The 24861-nt window shown below is 71.8% G+C and carries 17 protein-coding genes and 2 pseudogenes; 5 read left to right on the forward strand and 14 right to left on the reverse strand.

Annotated features, from left to right (window positions below; all coding sequences use genetic code 11):
- Window positions 1–1332: cellulase family glycosylhydrolase (locus tag ACTWQH_RS29295; protein ID WP_443289808.1), on the forward strand; the 1332-nt coding region annotated here is incomplete at its 5' end.
- 93 nt (window positions 1333–1425) lie between these two features.
- Here ACTWQH_RS29295 and larA (ACTWQH_RS29300) read toward each other — a convergent pair.
- Entirely contained in the window at window positions 1426–2700 is a 1275-nt protein-coding gene (gene larA / locus ACTWQH_RS29300) for a nickel-dependent lactate racemase (RefSeq protein ID WP_443289809.1), read from the reverse strand.
- Between the two features lie 300 nt (window positions 2701–3000).
- Between larA (ACTWQH_RS29300) and larB the strand changes: the two genes are divergently transcribed.
- The 3 genes from larB to larE are packed head-to-tail and all read left to right on the forward strand — an operon-like array spanning window position 3001 to window position 5698.
- Window positions 3001–3708 (forward strand): nickel pincer cofactor biosynthesis protein LarB, encoded by a 708-nt coding sequence (larB, locus tag ACTWQH_RS29305; RefSeq protein ID WP_443289810.1) that lies wholly within the window; start codon window positions 3001–3003, stop codon window positions 3706–3708.
- Window positions 3705–4853, forward strand: a complete 1149-nt coding sequence (larC, locus tag ACTWQH_RS29310) for a nickel pincer cofactor biosynthesis protein LarC (RefSeq protein WP_443289811.1) — start codon at window positions 3705–3707, stop codon at window positions 4851–4853. The genes larB and larC overlap by 4 nt, the downstream gene beginning before the upstream one ends.
- Window positions 4850–5698 carry an ATP-dependent sacrificial sulfur transferase LarE gene (gene larE, locus ACTWQH_RS29315; RefSeq protein WP_443289812.1) on the forward strand — a complete coding sequence of 283 codons (849 nt, stop codon included), beginning with the start codon at window positions 4850–4852 and terminating at the stop codon, window positions 5696–5698. Before larC ends, larE begins: the two co-directional genes overlap by 4 nt.
- Before the next feature lie 22 nt (window positions 5699–5720).
- On the opposite strand, the pseudogene ACTWQH_RS29320 reads toward larE, so the two are convergent.
- The 9 genes and pseudogenes from ACTWQH_RS29320 to ACTWQH_RS29360 form a co-directional block, all read right to left on the reverse strand.
- Window positions 5721–6701: pseudogene (locus ACTWQH_RS29320) on the reverse strand (arabinofuranosidase catalytic domain-containing protein); the annotation flags it as partial.
- Window positions 6702–6875: 174 nt separating this feature from the next.
- A pseudogene (locus ACTWQH_RS29325) lies at window positions 6876–8429 on the reverse strand (alpha-L-fucosidase); the annotation flags it as partial.
- Window positions 8430–8594: 165 nt separating this feature from the next.
- Complete coding sequence (locus tag ACTWQH_RS29330) at window positions 8595–9416, reverse strand: ThuA domain-containing protein (protein ID WP_443289813.1); 822 nt, start codon at window positions 9414–9416, stop codon at window positions 8595–8597.
- A 107-nt stretch (window positions 9417–9523) separates the two neighbouring features.
- Window positions 9524–11974: a PQQ-dependent sugar dehydrogenase gene (locus ACTWQH_RS29335; RefSeq protein ID WP_443289814.1), complete on the reverse strand. Its 2451-nt coding sequence runs from the start codon at window positions 11972–11974 to the stop codon at window positions 9524–9526.
- A gap of 47 nt (window positions 11975–12021) precedes the next feature.
- Window positions 12022–12888 carry a sugar phosphate isomerase/epimerase family protein gene (locus ACTWQH_RS29340; RefSeq protein WP_443289815.1) on the reverse strand — a complete coding sequence of 289 codons (867 nt, stop codon included), beginning with the start codon at window positions 12886–12888 and terminating at the stop codon, window positions 12022–12024.
- The gene (locus ACTWQH_RS29345; protein ID WP_443289816.1) at window positions 12888–14087 is read right to left on the reverse strand and encodes a substrate-binding domain-containing protein; all 1200 of its coding nucleotides are present in this window, start codon (window positions 14085–14087) and stop codon (window positions 12888–12890) included. Before ACTWQH_RS29345 ends, ACTWQH_RS29340 begins: the two co-directional genes overlap by 1 nt.
- Window positions 14084–15097: an ABC transporter permease gene (locus ACTWQH_RS29350; protein ID WP_443289830.1), complete on the reverse strand. Its 1014-nt coding sequence runs from the start codon at window positions 15095–15097 to the stop codon at window positions 14084–14086. Before ACTWQH_RS29350 ends, ACTWQH_RS29345 begins: the two co-directional genes overlap by 4 nt.
- A 5-nt stretch (window positions 15098–15102) precedes the next feature.
- On the reverse strand, window positions 15103–16176 hold the full coding sequence (locus tag ACTWQH_RS29355; RefSeq protein ID WP_443289817.1) for an ABC transporter permease: 1074 nt from the start codon (window positions 16174–16176) through the stop codon (window positions 15103–15105).
- A complete protein-coding gene (locus ACTWQH_RS29360) occupies window positions 16176–17675 on the reverse strand; it encodes a sugar ABC transporter ATP-binding protein (RefSeq protein ID WP_443289818.1) in 1500 nt (499 codons plus the stop codon). The genes ACTWQH_RS29355 and ACTWQH_RS29360 overlap by 1 nt, the downstream gene beginning before the upstream one ends.
- A 140-nt stretch (window positions 17676–17815) precedes the next feature.
- Between ACTWQH_RS29360 and ACTWQH_RS29365 the strand changes: the two genes are divergently transcribed.
- Window positions 17816–19021: an ROK family protein gene (locus ACTWQH_RS29365; protein WP_443289819.1), complete on the forward strand. Its 1206-nt coding sequence runs from the start codon at window positions 17816–17818 to the stop codon at window positions 19019–19021.
- A 30-nt stretch (window positions 19022–19051) separates the two neighbouring features.
- On the opposite strand, the gene larA (ACTWQH_RS29370) is transcribed toward ACTWQH_RS29365, so the two are convergent.
- From larA (ACTWQH_RS29370) to ACTWQH_RS29385, 4 genes are all read right to left on the reverse strand, one after another.
- Window positions 19052–20284 (reverse strand): nickel-dependent lactate racemase, encoded by a 1233-nt coding sequence (gene larA, locus ACTWQH_RS29370; protein ID WP_443289820.1) that lies wholly within the window; start codon window positions 20282–20284, stop codon window positions 19052–19054.
- Complete coding sequence (locus tag ACTWQH_RS29375; protein WP_443289821.1) at window positions 20284–21426, reverse strand: Gfo/Idh/MocA family protein; 1143 nt, start codon at window positions 21424–21426, stop codon at window positions 20284–20286. The genes larA (ACTWQH_RS29370) and ACTWQH_RS29375 overlap by 1 nt, the downstream gene beginning before the upstream one ends.
- Window positions 21427–21583: 157 nt before the next feature.
- Entirely contained in the window at window positions 21584–23512 is a 1929-nt protein-coding gene (locus tag ACTWQH_RS29380) for a right-handed parallel beta-helix repeat-containing protein (protein WP_443289822.1), read from the reverse strand.
- A gap of 87 nt (window positions 23513–23599) precedes the next feature.
- Window positions 23600–24856 carry a mandelate racemase/muconate lactonizing enzyme family protein gene (locus ACTWQH_RS29385; protein WP_443289823.1) on the reverse strand — a complete coding sequence of 419 codons (1257 nt, stop codon included), beginning with the start codon at window positions 24854–24856 and terminating at the stop codon, window positions 23600–23602.
- Window positions 24857–24861 lie beyond the last annotated feature (5 nt).

A 24861-nucleotide genomic window follows, 5' to 3' on the forward strand; every position in this document is an offset into this window, starting at 1 on the left:
CTGTACGTCCTGATCAACCTCCACCACGACTCCTGGCAGTGGATCTGGGAGATGCCCACCCAGCACGACCAGGTCCTCGCCCGCTACACCGCCACCTGGACCCAGATCGCCGAACGCTTCCGCGACGACGCGCCCCGCAAGCTGCTCTTCGAGAGCGTCAACGAGCCGCAGTTCACCAACAGCACCGGCGTGCCGCAGGAAGAGGAGCTGCTGGACGAGCTCAACACCACCTTCCACTCCATCGTCCGCGACTCCGGCGGTGCCAACGCCAAGCGCGTGCTCGTGCTGCCCACCCTCCACACCAACGGCGACCAGGCCCACCTGGACGAGCTGGACGACACCATCGCCGCGCTGGACGACCCCAACATCGCCGCCACCATCCACTTCTACGGCTTCTGGCCCTTCAGCGTGAACATCGCGGGGTACACCCGCTTCAACGAGGAGGTCCAGGCCGACCTGACCGGAACCTTCGACCGCGCCTACAACACCTTCGTCTCCCAGGGCATCCCGGTGATCGTCGGCGAGTACGGCCTGCTCGGCTTCGACAGCAGCACCGGCACCATCGAGCAGGGCGAGAAGCTGAAGTTCTTCGAGTTCTTCGGGTCCTACGCCCGCTATCGGCAGCTGACCACGATGTGGTGGGACAACGGCCAGCACCTCGACCGCACCACCTTCGAGTGGCGCGACCCCAGCCTGTTCCGGCAGATCCAGTCCAGCTGGACCACGGACTCCGCGACGGCCTCCAGCGACCAGATCTTCGTCCGGACCGGCCAGGAGCCGACCGACGCGACGCTCACGCTGAACCTCAATGGCAACAGCCTGACCTCGGTCGCCAACGGCTCCGAGGAACTGGTGCGCGGCCAGGACTACACCATCAGCGGCGACCAGCTCACCATCGCCGCCGCCACACTCGCCCGCCTCACCGCGAGCCAGGAGTACGGGGTCAACGCCACGCTGACGCTCCGGTTCGACGGCGGCGTGCCGTGGGACGTGAACGTCATCACCTACGCCACCCCGGTTCTGGAGAACGCCGACGGCACCACCAGTTCCCTGACCATCCCGACGGCGTTCAACGGCGACCGGCTGGCCACCATGGAGGCGGTCTACGCCGACGGCACCAACGCCGGCCCGCACGACTGGACGTCCTACAAGGAATTCGGCCGTGCCTTCTCGCCGGACTACGCCGCCGGCCACATCACCCTGCCCCAGGCGTTCTTCGCCGAGACCAGGGTCAACTCCACCATCAACCTGACCTTCCACTTCTGGAGCGGCGAGACCATCACCTACACCCTCACCAGGTCCGGCACCACCGTCACCGGCACCACGACCTGACGACCTGACCCCACCGACCAGGATCCGGCTAAGCGGCCGGTCGCCAGGGGCTCGTGTGCGGCAACGCACCTTGCCCCACCGGCGGCCGGCCGCTCACGCCGTCACGAGGTAGGGGATGGTCAGGGGTCCCTGCGGCAGGACGCACGCCCGGGCGGCGGGGCCGGCGGCGGCCAGCGCCTCGGCGACGGCGGCGGAGACATCGCTCGTCTGCTCCAGGTGAGCCGCGGCCAGCTCCGCGTCGCTGAGGTGGGAGGTGTGCATGATCACCCGGCACTGTGACTGGATGCGGGCCTGGATCTGGACCTGCCACTGATCGGGCAGGGTGTGCGGCCGGGCGTGGATGGCGTCCAGCAGGGCCTGGGGGGAGGGCGCGGAGGACAGCACCTCGCGGTAGGAGCCGTGGTCGGGGAAGCCGTCGCGGCACTCGGCCGCGCAGATGATGGTTCCCCCGGGGCGGACCACCTGGTAGGCGGCGGACATGCCCTTGACCGCCTGGTAGAGGTTCTGGTCGAGGGGGTAGCCGGAGTTGGTGGTGACCACGACGTCGAAGGGCTCGGGGACCGGGCGCATCGCCATGCGCTTGGCGGCGGCGCAGGCGGCGGCGTGCATCGGCAGCAGGTCGCCTCCGAACGCGGCGACGATGTCCTTGTCCCGGTTGAGGACGACGTCCAGCGCGAAGGTGACGCCGGTGGCCTCGGCGATCGCGCGCACGTCGTCGTGCACCGGATTGCCGTGCGTGATGCCCCAGGTCGCGCGGGGGTGACCGATGCGGCGAGCGTCGTGCAGCGTCAGCACCGTCTCCAGTCCCGCCAGCCCGGGAGCGACCAGCTTGGGCCCGCCGGAGAATCCCGCGAAGAAGTGCGGCTCGACGAAGCCCGTGGTGATCCGCACGTCGGCGGCGGTCCACGCGCGGTTGAGCCAGACCGGCACGCCCGCTCCGTGGGTGCCGCACCAGGTGAGCTGTTCGGGATCCCGGGCGTCGTGGTTGATGACGCGGAACGTGTCCACGATCTCGTCGCCGAGCATCTGCCGCAGTTCCTCGGCGGTGTTGCCGCGGTGGGTGCCGGTCGCGACCAGGATCACCACGTCCTCGGTCCGGATGACGCCGTCGAGTTCGGCCATCACGGCCGGGAGCATGAGCCGGCGTGGCTGCGGACGGGTGCCGTCGCAGACGGAGATGGCCACGGTCTGACCGGGGCGCAGGCGCTCGCGCAGCGGCGGTCCGGACACCGGATGGCGCAGCGCGTCGCGCAGGGCGGCGCTCTGGTCGGCCGCGGCCTCGTGGTGGACGGGTTCGACCACCGTGGCGGCGTCGGGACTCACCTCCATCGCGAGGCCCTCGGTGCCGTAGTCGAGCCTTACCCTCATCACGCCTCCTCCTCGGGCCTTGTCGCTCAGCGACATACCGCGTCTACCAGGATGCATGGCGGTGGCGGAGACATGGGATGGATTTAACCCCGGGAGTTGCTGGCGTGTCCACGCCTGGCGCCACAAACCGCAGGATGGTCCCGGAATGGTCCCGGATACTGGAAAGTGCGCCTTCCCATACATGGGATGTCTTTGCTAGCTTGACCGGCGACTGCCTGACGGGAGAGTCATGCGATACCTCCGTGGGGGCCCGGCGTACGCCGGGTGCCCGGGTGCCCGGGTCTACCGGCTGGAGCCGGAATGACCCGGCAGCGGGACGGCGGACAGGCCGGGGCCGCGGCCGCGCTCGATCTCGGCTACGCCCGCGTGGACACGGACCGGGAGAGCCGGCAGGGGCTCCCGGAGGTCGTCTACGGCCCCGGGAAGACCACCGGGCAGATCCGCGGCATCGTGACGGGACTGCTGACGCACAACGCCGGGCCGGTGCTGGTGACGCGGCTGGACGAGGAGACCGCCGCGGCCGTGGGCGGGGCGGTCCCGGGCGGTCGATACGACGCCGCGTCACGCCTGCTGGTGTGGCGCCCGGCGCCCGCCGGGTCCTTCCGTGTCACGGTCGTCACGGCCGGCACGGCCGACCTCCCCGTGGCCGCCGAGGCGCTCGGGGTGTGCCGGGCGGTGGGCCTCGCCGCCACCGCCGTGGCCGATGTCGGCGTCGCGGGCCTCGACCGCGTGCTGGCGGTCAGGGACCAGCTCCAGGCGTCGGACGCCGTCATCGTCGCCGCGGGCATGGAGGGCGCGCTGGCGAGCGTGGTCGGCGGCCTCGTCCGCTGCCCCGTCGTCGCCGTCCCGGTCTCCAGCGGCTACGGCGCCGGCCTGGAGGGCGTGACCGCGCTGCTGGCCATGCACGCCTCCTGCGCGGCCGGGCTCACCGTCGTGAACATCGACTCCGGCTTCGCGGCGGCCATGGCCGTGCACCGGATCGCTCAGGTCGCCGCGGGCCGCCGATGAGCCGCTGCTGGATCCACCCCTTCACCGGCCTCGCCGGCGACATGCTGCTCGCCGCGCTGCTCGACGCCGGCGCGCCGCTCGCGCGTGTCCGGGAGGCGGTCGCCTCCACCGGGCTGACCGGCTGGGAGCTGACGGCGGAGCGCGTCACCGACCACGGGCTGGCCGCGACCAGGGTCCGCGTCACCGTGCTCGACGACGCTGAGGAACGCCGCGCCGCGGAGCTGGCGGAGCTGGCGGCCCGTGCACGCCCCGCCGCCGTGGCGTCCCGCGCGGTGGCCGCCGTGCGGGCCCTGGCCACCACCGAGGCGCGGCTGCACGGCAGCGACCCCGACACGGTCCACCTGCACGAGCTCGGCGGACACGACACCGTTGTCGACATCGTCGGCGTCGCCGCCGCGCTCGACGCGCTGGGGGTGACCGAGGTGGTCTGCGCCCCGCTGCCGCTGGGCACCGGCCGCATCGCCTCGGCGCACGGGCTGATCCCCGCGCCCGCGCCCGCCACCCTCGGCCTGCTGGCCGGCGCGGCGGTGACGGGGAGCGACATCCCCGGGGAGACGGTGACGCCGACCGCCGCCGCGCTGCTCGTCGCGGCGGACGCCCGCTACGGCCCCATGCCGTCGATGACCGTGACGTCCACCGGCTACGGGGCGGGCAGCCGGCGCCTGCCGGACCGCCCCAACGTGGCCGCCGTCACGCTCGGCGACCCGACGCCCGAACCGCTCGCGGCCGAGACGGTCGTGGTCCTGGAGACCAATCTCGACGACGTGACCGGCGAGGTGCTCGCCCACACCATCGCCGCGGCGCTGGCCGCGGGAGCGCTGGACGCGTGGGCCACCCCCGCGGTGATGAAGAAGGGCAGGCCCGCCCACGTCCTGCACGTGCTGGCGGAGCCGCACGCCGCCGACCGGCTGGAGCACCTGGTGCTCGCCGAGACCGGCAGCCTCGGCATCCGCCGCTCACCCGCAGCCCGGACGGCCCTGCCGCGTCACGTCACCACGGTGGAGGTGAACGGCTGCCCGATCCGGGTCAAGCACGGACCGCACGGAGCGAAGCCTGAGCACGACGACGTCGCGGCCGCGGCCGCCCGCCTGGGGCTGCCGCCGCGCGTCGTCGCCGAACGCGCCAGAAGGGAACTGCCCGGATGACGACGATCGACGACGAGGTCGCACTGCTGGAGCGGATGCGCGCCATCGGCGGGCCGCTGGCCGTCGCCTACTCCGGCGGCGCGGACTCGGCCCTGGTGCTGGCCGCGGGCGTCCGGGCCCTGGGAGCGCGGCGCGTGCTGGCCGTCACGGCGGTGTCCGAGAGCCTCGCTCCTGCGGAGCTCGCCCCGGCGCGGGCGCTGGCCCGGTCCCTCGGTGTCGTGCACCTCACGCCGCGCACCGAGGAGCTGCGCCACCCCGGCTACCGGGCCAACGGCCCGGACCGGTGCTACTTCTGCAAGTCCGAGGTGCTGGACACGATCGCCGCGCTGGGCCGGGCACACGGCTTCCCGGAGCTGGCCACGGGCACCAACGCCGACGACGCGGTCGACCCGTTCCGGCCCGGCATCCGCGCCGGCCAGGAGCGCGGTGCGCACACGCCGCTGCGCGACGCGGGCCTGAGCAAGCGCCAGGTGAGAGAGATCAGCCGCCGCTGGTCGCTGCCCACCTGGGACAAGCCCGCCACCCCCTGCCTGGCCAGCCGCATCCGCCACGGCGTCGAGGTCACCGGGCACCGACTGGCCCGCGTCGCGCGCGCCGAGGTGGCCCTCCGCGCGGTGCTCGACGCCGCCGGTGTGCGGACCACGGACCTGCGCGTCCGCGACCTGGGCGGGGCGGTCCGCGTCGAGGTCGACGCGGACCTCGTCGAGACCGCCACCGCCCTGCCGGGCGTGCTGAACGCCGTCCGCACGGCGGGATTCGCGGAGGGGGATGTCAGTGTCCGGGCGTTCCGCAGCGGCAGCCTCCACCGGGAGCGGACGCCGGGCCGCACGGGCTCAGGTCACTGACGTCCCCCTCCATCACCTTCCGTCACTCTCCCTCGCCTGACGGCGCGTAGCCGGCGGCGACGATGTTGGCCTGCACCGCGTCCTCGGTCTCGTCGGACGGGAAGCCGGAGACCATGGCCCCCTCGTAGAAGGTGCCCTCGCTGAGGTTGGCGCCGCCGCCGGGCTTGCAGCAGTCGCCGCCGCTGCCGAGGACGATCGCTCCCTGCTTCTTCATGGGGCTGTATCCCGCGGGCAGCGGGCCGTCGTAGACCGTGTACAGGTCGCCGGCCTGCGCGTCACTGCCCTTGAACGCCATGCGCGAGGTCCCGTCGTTCTTCAGCGTCGCCGTGACGTACGGGCTGGTGAAGTCCCGCTGGTTGGGGTTCCACTCCTGGCTGCCTCCGGGGTACAGGCCCCATTCGAGGTCTGCCTGGACCCAGGGGCCGGTTCCCTGGCAACCGCCGAACCAGCACTGCCTGCTGAAGTTGATCGCGTCCATGGTCCCGGCGCCGTCGGCCATCCGGGTCGTCTCGCTGTTGCCGTAGTCGAAGCAGCACTGGTCGTTGACGTGCGTGCCGCTGGTGACCATGTACATGCCCTCGGGATCGGCGCCGGTGGGAACGCCCGTCTCGTGGCCGTCCCGCCAGTAGCTGTTGCCGGGCTTGATGTAGAGCGAGTAGACCTTGCTGCCCCCGACCGTCAGCGACTCGGTCATCGCGTCCGCGGGGCTGCTCACGTCTGAGCCGGGGACCTCCTCCGAGCCCTGGTACCAGAGGTCGTTGCCGTTCCCGGACTGGTCGAAGACGACGGTGACGACGCACTCGGTGCCGGCGCAGAACTCGTCCTGCGCCGCGCCGTCGGCGGGCCCGCCCGCGCTGAGGGCGCCGATGTCCAGGGTGGTGTTGTCCGAGGCGCGCTGGATCTGGTAGAGGATGCCGTCGTAGGAGCCGTAGAGCGCCCGGGTGGTGCTGTGCGCGGCGACGCAGGGCGTGCCGCCCGATTCGTAGATGTCGCAGGGGCCGGTGGCCTGCGCCGACACCGGCGCCGACCACGTCAGTGCGGTCGTCAGCACCGTGGCGAGGATCGCTACGATGGCGGCCGTCACGGTCGCCAGGGAGCGCCGCCGCCTTGATGGTGGCTGGGATGGGCTGCTTCTCTGCATTGTGGGACTCCTTGTGGGGGGATGCAGTGCTCAGGACAGTTCGGGGATCTGGCCGGAGAAGGTCAGCTTGACCACGTAGGCCAGGGCGTCGAACGGCGCGTCGGAGGCGGGCATCGACAGGTGCAGGCCGGCGCCGTCCTGGCTGGGGTCGGGGAGGTTGATGTACGACCCGTCGGTGGCGTCGAGGAGCTGGGCGGATGCGAGGGTGCTCAGGTCGATCCGGTCCGAGCTGAGCGTGGTCACGGTGAGGGTGCCGCCCGGCCAGCCCAGCACGGTGGCGTACAGCACCGTGCTGTCCTTGCTGCGGGTGAAGCGGATGTCCGCGCTGGTGCCCTCCACCGGCTGGGTGAAGGAGCCGCCGCCCATCTGGGTGGGGCCCTCGCCGTAGTCGGTCCAGGCCCGGGTGGCGTAGAGGGACTCGCCGAAGCGTCCGAGGTAGTCCCCGAAGCCCCGCAGGATGGCCTGCTGCTCCTCCGGGATGGTGCCGTCGGCCATCGGCGCGATGTTCAGCAGCAGGTTGCCGTTCTTGCTGACCCGGTCGATGAACGCGTGCAGCATCGCCTTCTGCGAGTAGTAGCCGATGCCCTCGGTGTAGCACCAGCTGGAGCTGGAGACGCTGTCGTCGGTGAGCCAGTAGGGGAACCGCAGATCGCCCGGCCCGCCGCGTTCGTAGTCGAACACCTCACCGTTGTCGTTGAAGCCGTCCTTGTAGGTGGCCACGACGTTCTTGTTCCAGGCGAGGGCCTGGTTGTAGTAGTACGCGAGGAAGTTCAGCCGCTGCTGCTCGTCCACCTGCGTGAGGTTGAAGTCCTGCCAGATGATGTCGGGCCGGTAGCCGTCGATCAGCTCGGCGAGCTTGTCGTACCAGAGCTGGTTCGCGGCGACCGGGTCGAGCTGGCCGTACAGCTTCCGCAGGCTCGGGTCGGACTGCGGGGGCACGTGCTCGTAGAAGCCGGTGAAGTTGTACGCGTGGTGCACCGAGACCATGAACTTCAGGCCCTGGGCCCGGATGGCGTCGGCGTGCAGCCCCACCAGGTCCAGGCCGGGTCCGGTGGCCACGGAGTTCCACTCGTTGACCGTGCTGTCCCACATCGAGTAGCCGTCATGGTGCTCGGCCACGGGGCCGGCGAACTTCGCGCCCGCGTCGGCGAACAGCTGCGCCCACGCCTCGGGATCGAAGTTGCCGCCCTCGGACGCGAGCTTCGGCGCGAACTGCACGTGGTTGCCCGCCAGGTCCTCGGCGCCGTTGATGAAGTTGTGGTAGGGCCACACCGACGGGTCCCCGTAGGTGGCGATGTGGTGGGCGTTCTCCCCGGAGCCGCCGGCGTACATGTTGCGCGGATACCACTCGTTGGCGAACGCGGGCACGCTGAAGACGCCCCAGTGGAAGTAGATGCCGAACTTGGCGTCCTGGAACCACTCGGGAGCCGGCGGGTGCTGGTCGACCGAGGGCCAGTCCGGGGTGTAGCCCTGCGCGGCCGCGGCCTGGGCGGTACCGACCCGCAGCAGGAGACCTCCAGCCGCGACACCGCCGGCCGCGGCGAGCAGCCCGCGGCGGCTCGGCCGGAACGATGATGATGGCGAGGACATGGATGCGCACCTCTCGTGGGGGATGGCGGGTCTGGCCGGGGCCCGGGACGTCTGGAACTCCATGGCGTCCACCCGGTACCTGTCCGCCTGTGGGGCGGTGAAGACCAGGTACAGGGCGTGGGTGCCGGCCAGGCCCGCGAGGTGTCCCGGTCCGGGGGCCTGCCCTCAGTCCCCGGCCTGGTTCCAGGACGCCCACTTCACGCCGCCCATCAGGTGCTTGCGGAAGTCCTCCTCCGCGTAGGCTTCGATGTAGTGGCCCATGGCGGTGGCCCAGATCCGGCCGCCGGAGGCGGTGCTGCACCAGGTGATGGGATGGTCCTCGCCCATCGCGAACTCGCCCGGGTCGTAGGTCGATTCGTCGACCGTGGCGAGCACGCGGACGTTCGGCCGCGGGCTGGGGTCGAAGTTGTACCACTCCTCGGACCGCGTCCACAGTTCGGGCAGCCCCTGAGTGGAGGGGTGGTCCGGGTCCTCGATGCGGACGGTGCCGTTCTGGGGGCCGTAGGCGTGGCCGGGCATGTGGGCGCCGCCGTTGATGACCTCGTCCCACCAGGGGAACTCCGCCTCGATGCCCATGTCGAGGGCGCAGTGGATGGCCACCACTCCCCCGCCGCCGGTCACGTAGTCCTGCATGGCCTGACGCTGTTCGTCGGTGTCCCAGACCATGCCGGAGTTCTGGAGCATGATGATGACCTTGAACCCGGCGAGTTCCTCGGCGTTGAAGACGGCCGGGTCCTCGGTCTGGACGAGCTCGATGTTCTGCTCGGTCGTCTCCTCCTGGAACATCTGGATGCCGGCGGGTATGGAGTCGTGGACGTAGCCGACGGCCCTGGTGAACAGCAGGGCCCGGAACTGGGCCTGCGCGTGCGCGGTGGACGCGAAGCCCGTCAGGGTGCCGGCGGCCGCGCCGCCGACCGCGACGCCGCCGGCCGCGACGAGCAGTCTGCGGCGGCTGAACTGTGAGGGTGATGATGATGACGAGGACATGACTGTGACCTCTCGTGGGGGATGGTGGGCCGGTCGGGGCCCGGGCGGGGGTTCTCCCGCCCGCCCGGGCCCTCGTGGTGGCCGTGATGGGTGGTCTTGTCGGGGGACTACGACGCCTGGAACTCGATGGCGTCCACGTCGTAGGAGTTCTCCACGGGTGCGGTGAAGACCAGATACAGCTTGTGCGTGCCGGCCAGTTCCGTGATCGGCGCCGGATCCGTCATCTGGTAGGTCTCCCAGGCGCCGGTGGCGGGCACCTCGGTGGTCGCCAGCAGTTCCCCGTCGGGAGCGTCGGCGCGCAGCTCGATGGCGCCGCCCCCGTCGGGCGAGGTCACCCGGTAGCTGACGGAGCCGATGCCTTCGACGCTCATGGTGTCGAACGCGATCCAGTCGCCCTCGCTGATGTCCCCGATGCGCTTGCCGTTCTGGGCGCCGGCCTCCTCGACGACCGTGGTGCCGGACTGGCTGTCGCGGAACTCGGCCTGCTTGTGGAACGGCTGGAGCACCGACTTGCCGTAGCCCGTCAGCTCGCCGGAGCCCTCGACGCCCTGGTCGGTGTACTCGGCGTTGAGGACGTAGTACAGGTTGGCGCCCTCGGGGTGCCCGCCGAGGTCACTGGTGTCGACCGTGCCCGAGCAGCCGCGGATGTTGGTGGTCGGGTGCTCGTGGTCGTCGTGGCCGAGGGCCGGGTTGACGATGACGTTCTGGCAGTCGATCTCGCCGTCCTCGGGGTCGGTCACGGTGACCTCGTACGAGATCTCGTCCCCGAACTCGATCATCGTGCCGCTCACCGGGGTCGTCACCTCCACCGTCGGCTCGGTGTTCCCGACCGTGATGGTGGTGTTGTCGAAGCCGGTCTGCCCGTCGGGGTCGGTGACCCTGAGCTGGGCGGTGAACTCGCCGACCGTCTCGTAGGTGTGGGTGGGGTTGGGCTCGGTCGAGTCGAAGGTGCCGTCGCCGTCGAAGTCCCACTCGTACGTGAGCTCGCCGCCGTCGGGGTCCTCGCTGCCCTCGCTGGAGAAGGTGACCTCCAGCGGCGCCGGTCCGCTCGTCGCCGACGCGCTGGCCTTGGCGACCGGCGCGGACCCGCTCCCGCCGCCGATGTAGTCGATGCGGTAGAGGCCCGAGTCGTTGTTCCCGCCCCAGAACTCGGAGCCCCACTCCAGCACGTAGAGGGAGCCGTCCGGGCCGAAGGTCATGTCCATCGGCTTGAGGAACGTCGCCTCGGGCAGGAAGTCGTCGATCGAGGCGACGGCCCCGCTGTCGTCGAAGGTGAGGGTCTTGATGTAGTTGCGCGACCACTCGTAGAAGAACGCGGCGCCGTCGAGGGACTGGGGGAACTTCGTGGTCGAGGGGTTGTCCGCATCGTAGTGGTAGACGGGACCGCCCGCCGGGCCGTTGGCGCCCTCGCCGAGCTCCGGGAACTGCGCCGAGGCGCCGTAGCCGTACCAGATCTCCGGCATCTGCACGGGCGGCAGCTCGGCCAAGCCGGTGTTGTTGGGGGACTCGTTGACGGGGGCGTCGCAGTCGAACTTCGCGCCGACCTCGCCTGTGTCGGGGTTGAACGGGGCGTAGGGCTGGTTGTCGCCGTGGCAGAACGGCCAGCCGAAGTTGCCCGGCTCGGTGATCACGTTGTACTCGACCAGGCCCTCGGGGCCGCGCTCGGTGGCCGGCGGGTTGCGGTCGGGCCCGTAGTCGGCGACGTGCAGGTTACCGGTGGCGGGGTCGACGCTGAAACGGAACGGGTTGCGGAAGCCCATGGCGTAGATCTCGGGCAGCGTTCCCTCGGTGCCGGGCGCGAACAGGTTGCCCTCGGGGACGGTGTAGCCGCCATCGGCCGAGGGCGTGATCCGCAGGATCTTGCCGCGCAGGTCGTTGGTGTTCCCGGCCGACCGGGCGGCGTCCAGACCCTCCTGCCCCGGGCGCCAGTCCAGCGGGGCGTAGCCCTGCCAGTTCGCGTCGAGGTTGGGCGGGGTGTCGTCCCCGGTGCCGATGTACAGCGAGCCGTCGGGCCCGAACTCGATGTAGCCGCCGGTGTGTCCGGGCTCGGGGAAGGTCCGGTCCCGGGTGGCGGGCACGTCGATCACAACCTGCTCGCTCGCCACGTCCAGGGTGTTGCCGTCCATGGTGAAGGCGGAGACGCGGTTGATGTCCTCCGCGGCCGCGGCCGGAGAGTAGTTGAGGTAGATCCGGTTGTTGTCGGCGAAGTTCGGGTCGAGGGCCATGCCGATCAGGCCGTCCTCGCCGCCGGTGTAGACGTCCAGCGCGCCGGCTGTGGTGGTGGAGCTGCTCGCCGGGTCGAAGACCTGCAGCTCGCCGCCGCGCTGGATGTAGAAGACGCGGCCGTCCGGCGCCACGTCCAACGCCATCGGGTCGGCCGTGTTGTCGTCGAGAGTGACCTTCTCGAACGTTGCCTGGGTGGGCTCCACGTCCTGGGCGGGCTCCACGTCCTGGGCGGCTGCCGTCAGGGTGCCGGCCGCGAGCAGCGGCGCCATGGCGAGCGCCAGGAGGGCGCGTGAGCGTTTGCGGTGCCTGCTTCTTATGTGGGCGGTTTTCATGTGGGGGGTTTCCTCTCCGGTGATGCGGCTCCCCGCGTCGTTGCGGGTCAGAGACGGGAGAACGCCTTCCTCAGGAAGGCCAGGCCGTCGACCGCGATGGCGTCCTGGGAGTCGGCCAGGGGGCGCCAGACGGAGGCGGCGACGGCGATGCTTTCGTTGTGGGCGGTGAAGGACTCGATGCACAGCGGCCCGTCGTAGCCGCCGGCCAGGAGTTCCCTCAGGAAGCCCCACCAGTCCAGTGAGTCTCTTCCCGGGGTGCCCCGGTCGTTGGCGCAGACCTGGACGTGCGCGATGCGTCCGGCGGCCTGGTGGGCGGCGATGTCAAGACCGCGCTCCTCGATGTTCTGGTGGTAGGTGTCCAGCGCCACGCCGACGGTCTCGGCCGGCAGGCCGTCGAGCGCCTGAAGAGTCTGGCCCACCGTGTTCAGCACGCTGGTCTCGTAGCGGTTCAGCGGCTCGACGGCGATGCGGACGCCGGCGGCGCGCGCGTGCTCCACCACCGGCGCCAGACCCTCGCGGAGTTCGGCGTAAACGCTCGCCCGCTCCTGCTCGGAGATGCGCCAGGTCCGGCCCACCGTGGCGTAGATGGGCCCGGCGACGACCGGGGCGCCGACCTGGTGGGCGGCGTCCACGCAGGACAGCAGGTACTCCTGGGTGGCGCGCACGGTCCCCGGCGAGGTGGCCACCAGGTCGCGCCCCGGCGACATCGCGGCGATGACGGCCGCGGGCCGTAGCCGGCAAGCCGTCAGCAGCTTCGCGACGGACGCCGGCGACCAGTCACCGGGCTGTTCCAGGGGCAGCTCGACCGCGTCGAACCCCCACTGCCCCAGCCGCGGGACCGTCCGGGCGAGGGTGTCGTCGGTGACCGGCGAGTCCCAGATCCACGGGTTCGCCCCGATCGGCAACGCTTCCATCACTCACCACCCCAGTCCTCGGGATAGCCGGGCAGGTCCTCGCAGCCGCACATGGCGTAGTGCAGCGGCGGCATGTCCTCGTTCAGGTACTGGGCGAGGTTGTCCTGGGTGATGGTGGGCTGCGGGAGGCGCCACTCGCGGGGCACCTCCTCGCCGGCGAGGATGCGCAGCGCGGCGATGACGGGGGTGCGCCACTGGAACGTCGGGTAGGTGGGGGCGATGGCCGTCAGGTCCTTGTCGTTCCACGCCTGAAGGAAGTCCTGCTGGTCCTCGCCGGTGATGGGCGGGACCTCCTCCCCCGCGTCCTCGAACGCCTCGATGGCCGCCACCGAGGTGGCGCCGGAGTCCATCCAGACCCCGTCGATCTGGCCGTGCCGCTGGATCGCGTCGGTGACGATGGACTTGGTGGTCGCCGGATCGCCCTCGGTGAACTCCACGTCCACCACGTTGAGGTCGCTGTCCTCGAAGGCGATCTCCGCGGCGGACCAGCGGTTCTCCAGCACGTCGACGCCAGGGGAGATGCGCAGCGCCAGGATGTTGCCGCCCGGCTCGACGGTGTCCACCAGGAAGTCCGCGGCGGCGGCGCCGTAGGCGTAGCCCCCGACCGGGTGGATGAAGGTGACCGGGCAGTCGGTGTTGACGCCCCGGTCGAAGACGATGACGGGCAGCTTGCCGCACGCCTGCTCCACGGCCGGGGTGAGGGTCGCCGTGGTGTTGGGCGAGACGATGAGGGCGTCACAGTCCTCGCGGCCGCTGAGGTCCTGGATGTCGGAGATCTGCTTGTCGTCCTGCCCCTCGGCGTCCAGCACGGTGAGGGTGACCTGCTCGTGCTGCGCCGCCTCGGCCTCCATCGTCTGCAGGCCGACCTGGCGCCAGGGGTTGAACACGCCGGCGTTGGAGAAGCACAGGTGGACCTCGCCGTCCGGGATCGCGTACTCCTCGGTGCCGGCCATCTCGGGGCGCAGCATCTGCTCCCACGGCCGGCCCTCGGGTCCCTCGGGCGTCTCCTGGCCGAGGGCGATCTGCTGCTCGTACTCGCCGCGCTCGAAGAACTCGGCCTCGCCCGCGTCGCCGCCGTCGCCGGGTGAGGCGGAGCCCGCCGGCGGGGTGGGGCCTTCCGGGGGCGTGTCGCTGCTGCACGAGGCGAGCGAGGCGGCCGCGAGGACGGCTGCGAGCGCGGCGAGGGCTGGTTTTCTCATGGGGTGTGGCCTCCGGTGGATGGTGAGCGGCGCCGCCGCCGGGAGAAGTCGGCGGCACCGAGCGCGACGGCCGCGATGACGATCACGCCCTGGACGGTGGACTCCAGTGCGCCCGAGACGCCTCGCAGGTTCAGGAGGGTGAACAGCGCGATGAGACAGAAGGCCCCGGCCATGGCGCCGGCGACCGAGCCCCGGCCGCCGCCGAGGACCACGCCGCCGAGGACCACGGCGGTGATGGCCTCGAACTCCATGCCGGAGCCCGCCTGCGCGGAGACGCCGGAGAAGCCCCCGACGAGCACCGCGGCCAGCGCGGCGGCCGCGCCGGACAGCACGAACGCGAGGGTGCGCACCCGGCCCACCCGGACGCCCGCCAGCGCGGCGGCCCGCTCGTTGTCGCCGGTGGCCATCAGCGTGCGGCCAAGGCGGGAGCGCATCAGCACGACGACGCCGGCACCCGCCGCCAGGCACACCAGCACGCCCCACGGCAGCCAGCCGAACAGGTCGTCGCGGCCCATCGCGCGGAAGTCGTCGGGGAGGTAGCCCTGGGGAGAGCCGCCGGTCCAGTAGAAGACGCCGCCCTCCAGCATGAGCATCATGCCGAGGGTGGTGATGAACGACGGCACCGCGAGCAGGGTGGTCACCAGGCCGTTGACCAGTCCGACCGCGGCACCGGCCAGCAGCAGCACGCCGACCACGACCGCCCAGTGCGCGCCGGGGAACTCCTGGTACAGCTCCGCGGCCGTCACGACACCGGCCGTCACGATCGCGCCGACGGAGAGGTCGAACTCGCCTGAGACGATGACCAGGTACTGGCCGGCGGCCAGGATGACCAGCGGGGCGGCGCGCCGGACGAACGCCAGGAGCCGGTCGGGCTCGTAGAAGCCGGGGTCGGTGACGGCGAGCGCCGCCAGCAGCACCAGCAGCAGGGCGTACACGGGTGCCGCGGTGCCGAGCGCGGCGGTCAGCCGCCGCCGCAACGCCGGTGCGGGGACGTCGGTGTGGTGGTCCACGGCGGTCACGCGGTCCTCCTCGCGGGGCGGCGCCTGTGCGCGTAGAGGGCGACGGCGGCGATGATCACTACGCCGCGCAGCACGTTCTTGACGAAGGGATCGACGGAGAGCTGGTCGAAGACGGAGTCGAGCACCGCCAGCACGAGGACGCCGCCGAGCGTCCCGGCGACCCCGCCGCGGCCGCCGGCCAGGATGGTGCCGCCGAGTACGACCGCGGCGATCGACTCCAGGTCGTACCGGGCCTCGGTGCCCGCCCACGGCGTGCCCGCCCCGAAGCGGGCGGCGAGGAAGAGGGCGGCGATGCCGACGCACAGCGAGCACAGGACGTGCGCGATGACGACGGTCCGGCGGGTGCGTACGCCGGAGAGCCGGGCCGCGTGCTCGTCCCCGCCGGTGGCGTACATGTGGTGGCCGATCCTGGTGTGCCTGAGGAGGAGCCACAGCGCCAGCGCCACGGCGGCCAGCAGGAACACGGAGACGGGCACGGGCCCGATCCGGTCGTATCCCAGGCGGCGGAACGACGCGGGCACCGACCCGGCCGGTCCGGTGTAGTTGTCCTCGATCCAGCCGCGCAGGATGAGGGCGGTGCCGAGGGTGGCGATGAAGGCGTGGACCTTCAGCCGGGTGACGATCAGCCCGTTGGCCAGGCCGACCGCCGCCGACAGCGCGAGGACGGCGGCGACGGCGATCGGGATGTTGCCGTCCTGCCCCGCCATGGTCTCCGCGGCGACGAGCGTGCCCAGGCTCACGAGGTAGGCCACCGACAGGTCGAGCGAGCCGGTGAGGATCACGATGGTCTGTCCCAGCGCGATCAGGCCGAGCGCCACGCAGCTGGAGAGGATTCCGGTGATGATGGGCTGGGTGAGGAAGTCGCCGCCCCGGATGGTGACGACGATCCAGCCCAGCAGGGTGACGCCGAGGGCGGCGAGCCAGATCCCGGCGGCGGGCCCGGCCCGCTGGGGCCGGGGCTCGGGGCCGGGGCCCGGGCTTTTGGCGGTCTTCCGCAGCGTCCACCGCGAGTCCTGGTCCTTGGACGGCGGCGTGGGCGCTGACGCCGCCTGGCGCGATTCGGTGGCCATCACGCCGCCCCCGCCGTCGGGGCGCGCCGGGACCCGCCGCCCGTGGCCAGACGCATGATGTCCTCCTCCGACGCCCCGGCGGGGAGTTCGCCGGCCACGCGGCCCTCGGCCATGACGACGACGCGGTCGCTCATGCCGATGAGCTCGGGCAGTTCGGAGGAGATCAGCAGCACGGCCAGCCCCTCGCGGGCCAGCTCCCGGACCAGCGTGTGGATGGCGGCCTTGGCGCCGACGTCAACGCCGCGCGTGGGCTCGTCGAACAGCAGCACGCGGGGCCGCGCCGCAAGCCACCGCGCGATGACGACCTTCTGCTGGTTGCCGCCGGAGAGGTAGCGCACCTCCTGCCCGGCGCCCCCGCGAGCCACCAGCCGGACGCGCCGCAGCAGTTCCGCGAGCGCCTGCGCGTCGGGCGGCCGCTTCCTGGCCGGCACGGCACGCGTCACCAGCAGCGTGTTGTCCCGGACCGACTGCCGCAGGGCCAGTCCCTCCGCCTTGCGGTCCTCGGGCACCAGCGCGATGCCGGCCCGGATGGCCTCCCGTGGCCGCCGTGGCCGCAGCTGCCTGCCGCCGACCGTCATGGTGCCGCGCGTGAACGGCGCCGCGCCGAACAGGGCCCGGGCCAGCGCCGAGCGCCCGGAGCCCTGAAGGCCGGCGATCCCGACGATCTCTCCGGCTCGCAGTGACAGGGCGATGTCGGTCAGCCGGTCATTGCCGCCGCCGCTGACGGTGAGCTGGGCGTCGCCCACGTCCCGCGGGGTGGCGAGCGGCGGGTAGTAGGCGTTCAGCTCCCGTCCGACCATGGCCCGGACGATGTCCTCGGGGCTGGTGGCGGCGGTGTCGAGCGTGGTGACGTGGCGGCCGTCCTTGAGGACCGTGATGCGCTGGGAGAGATCGAAGACCTCGCGCAGCCGGTGCGAGACGTACAGAACGCCGAGGCCCCGGGCGGCCAGTCGGCGTACCAGGTCGCTGAGGACCGCGACCTCGTGCTCGGCCAGCGCGGCGGTGGGCTCGTCCATCACGAGGATGCGCACGTCAGCGGCGAGCGCCTTGGCGACCTCCACGGTCTGCTGCCGGGCGACCGTCAGATCGCGCACCACCGTGCGCGGGCCGATGCCGCGCGCGTCGAGCTCGCCGAGCAGTTCGGCGGTGCGCCGCTCCATGGCGGCACGGTCCACCAGGCCGCGCCGCGTGGGTTCGCGGCCGAGGAAGATGTTCTGGGCCACGGTGCGGTCCGGCAGCAGGGCGAGCTCCTGGTGGATGATGCCGACGCCCGCGGCCTGGGCCTCGGCCGGGTGGCTGAAGGAGCGCGGGACACCGTCGATCTCGATGCGGCCGCTGTCCGGCTGATACTCCCCCGCCAGCAGCTTCATGAGCGTGGACTTGCCGGCGCCGTTCTCGCCGACGATCGCGTGCACCTCGCCTGGACGCAGGTCGAGGGTGACGCCCTGGAGGACCGGTGTGCCAAGGAAGCTCTTTGTCATGTCCCGCATCGTCAACACGAAAAGCAAGGTACTTGCGAAAGTCTGGGGCGACAAGAGCTTAAGTTGCTGTCACTACGACGAAAGCAGGCCCGACTTACATCGATCATTGGATCAAGTAATCTGAGGTAATCGCCAAATTGACGGTGGAGGGAGGCGGTATGTCCGCGATGCCGCAGCCGCAGGGCGTCAACGCGGGGACCCTCAGCCCGTCCCCCGGTCAGGTCCTCGCCCTGATCACCGGCGGCGTCGCGGAGACCCGGGCCGACATCGCCCGCGCCACCGGCCTGTCCCGATCGACCGTCGCCCACCGCGTCGAAGCGCTGATCTCGCACGGCTACCTCGACGAGCACGAGGACGGTCGCTCCACGGGCGGCAGACCCTCGCGGCGGCTGCGCCTGCGCACCAGGGACCGGGTGACCGTCGGCGTGGACCTCGGCACGACGCACTACCGAGTGTCCCTCATGGACCTCGGCGGCGGCGAACTCGCCGCGCGTGAGCACCCGATGCGCATCGCCGACGGACCGGACGTGGTGCTGGAGCACGTCGCGCGCAGCACCCACGAGCTGCTGGACGAGGCCGGACAGCCGCTCACCGCCCTGCGCGCGATAGGCGTCGGGGTGCCGGGCCCCGTGGAGTTCTCCACCGGGACGCCGGTGGACCCGCCGATCATGCCCGGCTGGCACCGCTACCCCATCCCGCGCTTCCTCGGCGAGCGGTTCGGCGTGACGACCCTCGTCGACAACGACGTCAACGCGATGGCACTCGCGGAGCGGCGTCGCGTTCTCCCTCACGTCGGCCACCTGCTGTTCGTCAAGACGGGCACCGGCATCGGCTGCGGCATCATCGCCAACGGACAGCTGTTCCGCGGCGCCCAGGGGTCCGCGGGCGACATCGGCCACACCCGCGTCGGCACCGACGACACGCCCTGCCGGTGCGGCAACACCGGGTGCCTGGAGGCAATCGCCGGCGGCGCGGCGCTGGCCCGCCGGCTCAGTTCCCCAGACGCCTCCATCACGTCGGCGCGTGAGGTCGTCGAGCTGGTCAGGTCCGGTGACCGGGAGGCCGTCCGCCTGGTACGCGACGCCGGCCGCACCGTCGGAGAGGTGCTCTCCGCCCTGATCAACTTCTTCAACCCCGACGCGATCGTCCTGGGCGGCACGCTCGCGGCCGTCCACCATCCGCTGCTCGCGGGCGTCCGGGAGGCCGTCTACCGGCGATCTCATCCGCTGGCGACCCGGCACCTCCTGATCAGGCCCAGCCTCTTGGGGGAGAACGCGGCGGCGCTGGGGGCCGCGTTCCTCGCGATCAGCCACGTCCTGTCGCCGGAGCAGGTGGACCTCGCCCTCGCGGGGGCGGATTCCTGACGGGCGCCCGCGCGGCGTTCGGGTGGCTCATCACGCCTCCACGTACGGGATCGTCCGCGGTCCTTCCGGCAGCACGCACAGCCGCGCGCCCCGGCCCGCCTCGTCGAGCGCTGCGCGCGCGGCGGCGGCCACATCGTCCGTGTGCTCCAGGCGGACGGCGGCCAGGTCCGCCGCCGCCAGGCCGGCGCTGTGCACGACGGTCTTCCGGGCCCGGCCGGTGACGGCGTCCAGCAGCATGCGGGGGAAGGCGGCGGGCGAGAGCGCCTCGGAGTCGAGGCCGTGGCCGGGTAGTCCGTCGCGGCACTCGGCGGCGCCGATGATGACGCCGTCGGGTCTGACCACCTCGGCCGCGGCGCTCAGGCCCTCCACGGACTGGCAGAGGTTCCGGTCGAGCGGGTGGCCGGCGCTGGTGGTGACCACGACATCGAAGAAGCCCCGCACGGGGCGCATCGACAGGCGGCGCGCCACAGCCGTGGCAGCGGCGTGCATGACCAGCATCTCGCCGCCGAAGGCGCTGACGATGTGCTGGTCGCGGTTGAGCACCACGTCAAGACCGAAGTCCACTCCGGTGGCCTCGGCGATCGCCCGCATGGCGTCGTGCACGGGGTTGCCGTAGGTGATGCCCCAGCGGGCCTTGGGATGGCCGATCCTGCGGGCGTCGTGCAGCGTCAGCACCGTCTCGAGACCGGCGAGTCCGGGTGCGACGAGCGCCGGTCCGCCGCCGAAGCCGGAGACGACGTGCGGTTCGACGAGCCCGGTGGTGATGCGCACGTCCGCGTCGGCCCACAGACTGTTGAGCCACACCGGCGTGCCGCCGTGGGTGCCCAGCCAGGTCAACATCGTGTCGTCGAAGGCGTCGTGGCTGACGATCCTCACGCTGGTGGCGACCTGCCGGCCGAACATCTCGCGGATCTCGTCCGCGGTGTGGCCCCGGTTGGTGCCGGTGGCGAGGAGGATGGTGACGTCCTCGCAGCGGACGATCCCCTCCAGTTCCTCCAGGATGGCGGGGATCACCAGCCGGTGGGGCTGCGGCCGGCTGCCGTCGCAGGCCGCTATCGCCACGGTCTGTCCACGGCGGAGCAGTTCACGCAGCGGTGGCCCGGCCAGTGGGCGGCGCAGCGCGGTGCGCAGCGCCGCCCGGGGGTCCGGCACCGGATCGCGGTACTCCGGCGTCACGACGACGGTGGTCCCCGGTGGATACTCCGGCGGCCCCGGCAGCTCGGCCACCAGGCCGTCGGTGCCGTAGGCGAGGCGGACTCTCATCAGGCCCGCTCATGGCTCAGCGGTCCAGCGTGGCGGTGGCGGCTGCGCGGGGTGGAGAGGGTGAGGCCGGTGACGGGTGCGGGGCGGTCGGCGGTGCGGGTGACGGGGAGGGTGCGTCCCTGGTGGGCGGCGTCGAGGAGGGTGAGCATGGTGTCCAGGACGTGGACGGCGAGTTCGGCGGAGGCGAGGTGGGGGCGGCCGGTGCGGAGGGCGTCGGCGAGGTCGGCCAGGCCGATGCCGCGCCCGCCGGGCTGGTATCCGGCGGAGCAGGGCAGCGGCTGCCACGCCTCGCCCTGGCTGACGGCTGGGCAGCCGTCGAAGCGGTGGGGGTCGGGAACGGACAGCGACCCGGTCGTGCCGTGGATCTCGGTCCACGGGAGCTGGGCGGCGGGCACGTCGAAGCTCATGACGAGTGTGGTCAGCGCGCCGCCGGCGTGGTGGAGGATGCCGGTGACGTGCGTGTCGACCCGCACGGGGAACTGGGTGTTGGCCCGCGGGCGGCTGGCGACGGCGCCTTCCGCGCGCCCCCGGCCGGCCGCGCCGGTGACGTGGACGACGGGTCCCAGCAGGTGGACCAGGGCGGAGAGGTAGTAGGGGCCCATGTCCAGCAGCGGGCCGCCGCCCGGCTGGTAGGGGAACTCCGGGTCGGGGTGCCAGCTCTCGTGGCCGGCGGTGGTCATGAAGGCGGTGGCGGCGACGGGGGTGCCGATCAGGCCGTCGTCGATGGCCTTGCGCGCCGTCTGGATGCCGGTGCCGAGCACCGTGTCGGGTGCGCAGCCGACGCGGAGGCCGGCCTTCCGGGCGGCCGTGAGGATGGCGTCGGCGTCCTCGCGGGTGGCTGCCAGCGGCTTCTCGCTGTAGACGTGCTTGCCGGCGGCCAGCGCGGCCCGGGTCACGTCGGCGTGGGCGGATGGGATGGTGAGATTGAGGACGGCGTCCACGTCCGCGCGGGCGATCAGGCCGGCGGTGGTGTCGGCGACGGCGACGGCGTCACCGGCGTGGTGGGCCAGGGCCTTGGCGCGGTCGTGGTCGAGGTCGGTGACGGTGGTCACGCGCACGCCGTCGAGGCGGGTGAGGGTGCTCAGGTAGGCGTGGCTGATGGTGCCGGCGCCGACGATGCCGATGTTCAGCGGATGGCCCACAGCAGGCCCCTCTCGTGAGCGTGTGTGCTTCCGGGACGCCTCGAGTCGCCGGGGTGGTGGCCGGGCCGGTGACGGAGGCGAGGACCCGGCCGCGCTGGGCACGCGGCCGGGTCGGCCCGGCTCGTAGGTGACGGTGTTCAGGACGGGCGGTGCGGTGTTACTCGGCCGGCCCCGCGTTGGCGATGATCTCGCTGGCCTCGGCGGGGATGTTGTCGGGGGTGAAGACGACGGTGCCCTCGACGGTGTTGCCGCGCTCGCCGTTGACGAGTCCGGTGATGGCGGAGTTGGTCGTGTAGTTGTTGGTCAGGGTCTGGTCGCCGGTGAGGTTGCTGTTCTGGTTGTTGGCGTGCGCCCACTGACCGGCGGTGTTCATGAAGACGTTGCGGTTCGCGGTGATGTAGCGGGAGCCCTCGTCGAAGTACAGGCCGAGCTGCCCGCTGTTCTCGCAGAAGTTCTCCTCGATGGTGCTGCCCGGCATCGCGGAGAGGCTGTAGATGCAACCGGCGTCCCACAACGTGTGCACGACGTCGTTGATGTGGTTGCCCACCACGCGGACGTCGGCCAGGGTCGTGGGCGTGTCGTAGATCGGCTGGAAGTCGTACAGGCCACGGTTGATGTACTCGGGGCTGCCGCCCGGGTCGTTGGCGCCCCAGCCGTAGCCGATGCCGATGCCGCTGTACGGCATGTCCGACACCTCGTTGTGCTCGATGGTCAGCCGGGTGGCGTAGCTGGCGAAGATCCCGTCCTGGTCGAAGTACTCCAGCGCCGTGGAGAAGATGCGGTTGTTGCTGATCAGGATGTCGCTGTTGATCATCCGCTCGTCGGAGGGGTGGTGGGAGTCGGGACGCACCCCGCCGACCACGATGCCGCCTCCCGCGCTGGCGGTGAAGGTGTTGCCGGAGACCGTGATGTTCTGGGCGCCCAGGCCGACGCCGCTGGCGTGGGCGTTGGCGTCGTTGCCGATGCCGAGCCCGACCGAGCCGAGGTTCACGAAGCTGTTGCCCTGGAAGGTGATGGCGTTGGCCGCCGACACCTGCACGGCCGCGGGCGCCTGGGCCCAGTTGTTGCGGGCCCCTTCGAAGCCCTTGCAGCCGACGGCGCAGGAGGTGAACGCGTCGGCGGGCCGGTGCTCCTGGACGCCGGTGATGAAGGCGCCGGTCTGCTGGTTGGCGTAGCCGTTGGGCGAGCTGGGGTGCAGCCAGGTGGTGCCGGTGAAGGTCAGCCCCTTGAAGGTGAGGTCGTGGGCGGGCTCCTCGTAGGTGCCGCCGACCTCGACCAGGCTCTCCAGCCGCGGCAGCTCGACCGGTGTGCTCGCCAGGTCCTGTCCGTCGAGCGGCTTGTAGTAGAGCGTCCCGGCTTCCTTGTCCAGGTACCACTCGCCGGGCTCGTCGATGAACTCCTTGGAGTTCAGCAGCCAGAACGTCGGCGTGCGGAAGGGCGACTGGATCGTGTCGTATCCGTAGGTGTTGTTGTCCCAGGCCGGCTGCTGCATGGTGACCGTGGAGCCGGAGATGCTCTCCACGGGCGCGAAGCGGTTGGTGAACGACAGCATCGCCTGGAGCTCGATGCGCTGCTGGTCGGGCAGATCGGCCAGGAAGCCGTGGGCCGGGTTGTTCAGGGTGAAGCCGGTGGCGTTGAGCGAGATGTCGGACTCGGCCAGGCTCATCCGGGCGCGCTGGGCCGGGGCGCCGTCGACGTAGAGCTGCCGGGTGTCGAAGCCGGTGCCGACGTCCGCCCGGTAGATGCCGGTGGCGGAGTCGTCGAGCTCCCAGCCGGTGACCTGCTTGGCGCCGGTCAGGACGGGGCTGGCTCCCGAGGCGGCCTGCCAGGACACCGTGTTGCCGTCGCGGCCGGAGTCGGCGGCGTCGAACCGCAGCGGCTCGCTGAGCCGGTAGGTCCCGTCCAGGAGGGTCACGGTGACGTTGCCGTCGGCTTGCGCGGCGAACTCCCGTGCCCGGCGCTGGGCCTCCGCCAGGGTCGCGAGCGGCTGCTCGGCGGTGCCCGGGCCGCTGTCGTCGGCGTTCTCGGCGCCGGTGGGGGCGACGACGAGCGTGTGGTCGGCGGCGGCTTGTGCCGGGGCGGGCATGGCGGTGAGGACTCCGGCGGCGGCTAGGGCTGCGGCGGCTGCCGCGAGGGACGTGCGCAGACGTAGTGACAGTGGTGGGGGCACGACTTACGTCCTTTCGTCGTGTAGGGGCGTCATGGGCAGATCGTGATGGAGCGGGGCGTGCGGCACGTGGTTGGCCGGACGCGACGGCAGGGACGCCGGGTGGTGGCGCGGCTCGTTCCTGGGCACCGCGAGCAGTCGCCGTCCGGCGCGCTCCGGCCGAATGTGGGGGCCGCCTGGTGCGGCGGTGTGCTGTCGGCGGGACGCGGCGATCGCGTCCTCGTCGACCTGGATGCCGAGGCCCGGGGTGTCGCCGAGGACGAAGGCGCCGTCCTCGATGCGCAGGTCGATGGAGACGCCGACCGGTGGCGTGAGGTCCTGCAGTTCGCTGACGATGTGGTTGGGGACGGCCGTCGCGGCGTGCAGCAGTCCGAGGGGAGTGTTGCCGACGGGGCTGACCGGGAGGTCGTGGGTGTGGGCCAGGACGGCGACCCGCAGGAAGTGGGTCACGCCGTAGACCGCCGAGGTCTGGACGATGTCGAGCGCGCCCGTCGCGAGCAGTGGGCGGTACTGCTCCAGGCCGGTGAGGTTCTCGCCGCTGGCGACCGAGGCGCGGATGCCGCGCTGGACGACGGCCAGGCCTTCGGCGTCCCAGCGGCGGACGGGCTCCTCGACCCAGGTGAGGTCCAGGGTGCGTTCGAGTTCGGCGACGTGGCGGACGGCTTGCTTGCGGGTCCAGGACTCGTTCGCGTCGAGCATCAGGCTGGGCCGCATGCCGTGTGCGGCGTCGGTCAGCACCTGCTCGATCAGGGTCAGGCGGTGCCGGTCCCAGTCGACGTCGAGGCCGCCCTTGAGCTTGGCCGCCCGGAGGCCGTGCGCGGCGTACTCCTGGTAGACCGCCACCAGTTCGTCGTCGTTCAGGTCGATGTCGAGGCCGGAGGCGTAGGCGGGCACTCTCCGGTCGCTTCCGCCCAGGAGGCGCCACAGGGGCTCGCCGGCCGCCTGCGCCTTGATGTCCCACAGGGCGGTGTCGAGTGCGCCGATGGTGCCGAACCGGGCCCCGGCGTGACCGGCCTTGAAGGTCTGCCGCAGCATGCGGTCGTAGAGCGCGGTCACGCCGCGCGGGTCCTCGCCCTCGATGGCGGCGAAGAGGGCGTCCACCTCCACGTGCGATCCCAGGCCGACGCCGGTGATGCCCTCGTCCGTGTCCACCAGGATGATCGGGACAGGGACGGCCCCGTCGGCGAAGACGCCGTTGGCGTCCCCGACGGGACGGCCCCATTCCTGGACCGTCGTCAGGGTGCGAAACCCGGTGATCCGCATGTCAG

It is taken from the genome of Streptomyces sp. 6N223 (assembly GCF_052246635.1).
GTDB lineage: Bacteria > Actinomycetota > Actinomycetes > Streptomycetales > Streptomycetaceae > Streptomyces.

Bases quoted from the DNA above. Each gene is read 5' to 3' on its own strand.
- ACTWQH_RS29335 (WP_443289814.1), bottom strand. From the start codon at position 11,974: ATGAAAACCGCCCACATAAGAAGCAGGCACCGCAAACGCTCACGCGCC.
- larC (WP_443289811.1), top strand. From the start codon at position 3,705: ATGAGCCGCTGCTGGATCCACCCCTTCACCGGCCTCGCCGGCGACATG.
- ACTWQH_RS29355 (WP_443289817.1), bottom strand. From the start codon at position 16,176: ATGGCCACCGAATCGCGCCAGGCGGCGTCAGCGCCCACGCCGCCGTCC.
- ACTWQH_RS29330 (WP_443289813.1), bottom strand. From the start codon at position 9,416: ATGTCCTCGTCATCATCATCACCCTCACAGTTCAGCCGCCGCAGACTG.
- larA (WP_443289809.1), bottom strand. From the start codon at position 2,700: ATGAGGGTAAGGCTCGACTACGGCACCGAGGGCCTCGCGATGGAGGTG.
- ACTWQH_RS29365 (WP_443289819.1), top strand. From the start codon at position 17,816: ATGTCCGCGATGCCGCAGCCGCAGGGCGTCAACGCGGGGACCCTCAGC.
- ACTWQH_RS29385 (WP_443289823.1), bottom strand. From the start codon at position 24,856: ATGCGGATCACCGGGTTTCGCACCCTGACGACGGTCCAGGAATGGGGC.
- larA (WP_443289820.1), bottom strand. From the start codon at position 20,284: ATGAGAGTCCGCCTCGCCTACGGCACCGACGGCCTGGTGGCCGAGCTG.
- larE (WP_443289812.1), top strand. From the start codon at position 4,850: ATGACGACGATCGACGACGAGGTCGCACTGCTGGAGCGGATGCGCGCC.
- ACTWQH_RS29380 (WP_443289822.1), bottom strand. From the start codon at position 23,512: ATGCCCGCCCCGGCACAAGCCGCCGCCGACCACACGCTCGTCGTCGCC.
- ACTWQH_RS29340 (WP_443289815.1), bottom strand. From the start codon at position 12,888: ATGGAAGCGTTGCCGATCGGGGCGAACCCGTGGATCTGGGACTCGCCG.
- ACTWQH_RS29345 (WP_443289816.1), bottom strand. From the start codon at position 14,087: ATGAGAAAACCAGCCCTCGCCGCGCTCGCAGCCGTCCTCGCGGCCGCC.
- larB (WP_443289810.1), top strand. From the start codon at position 3,001: ATGACCCGGCAGCGGGACGGCGGACAGGCCGGGGCCGCGGCCGCGCTC.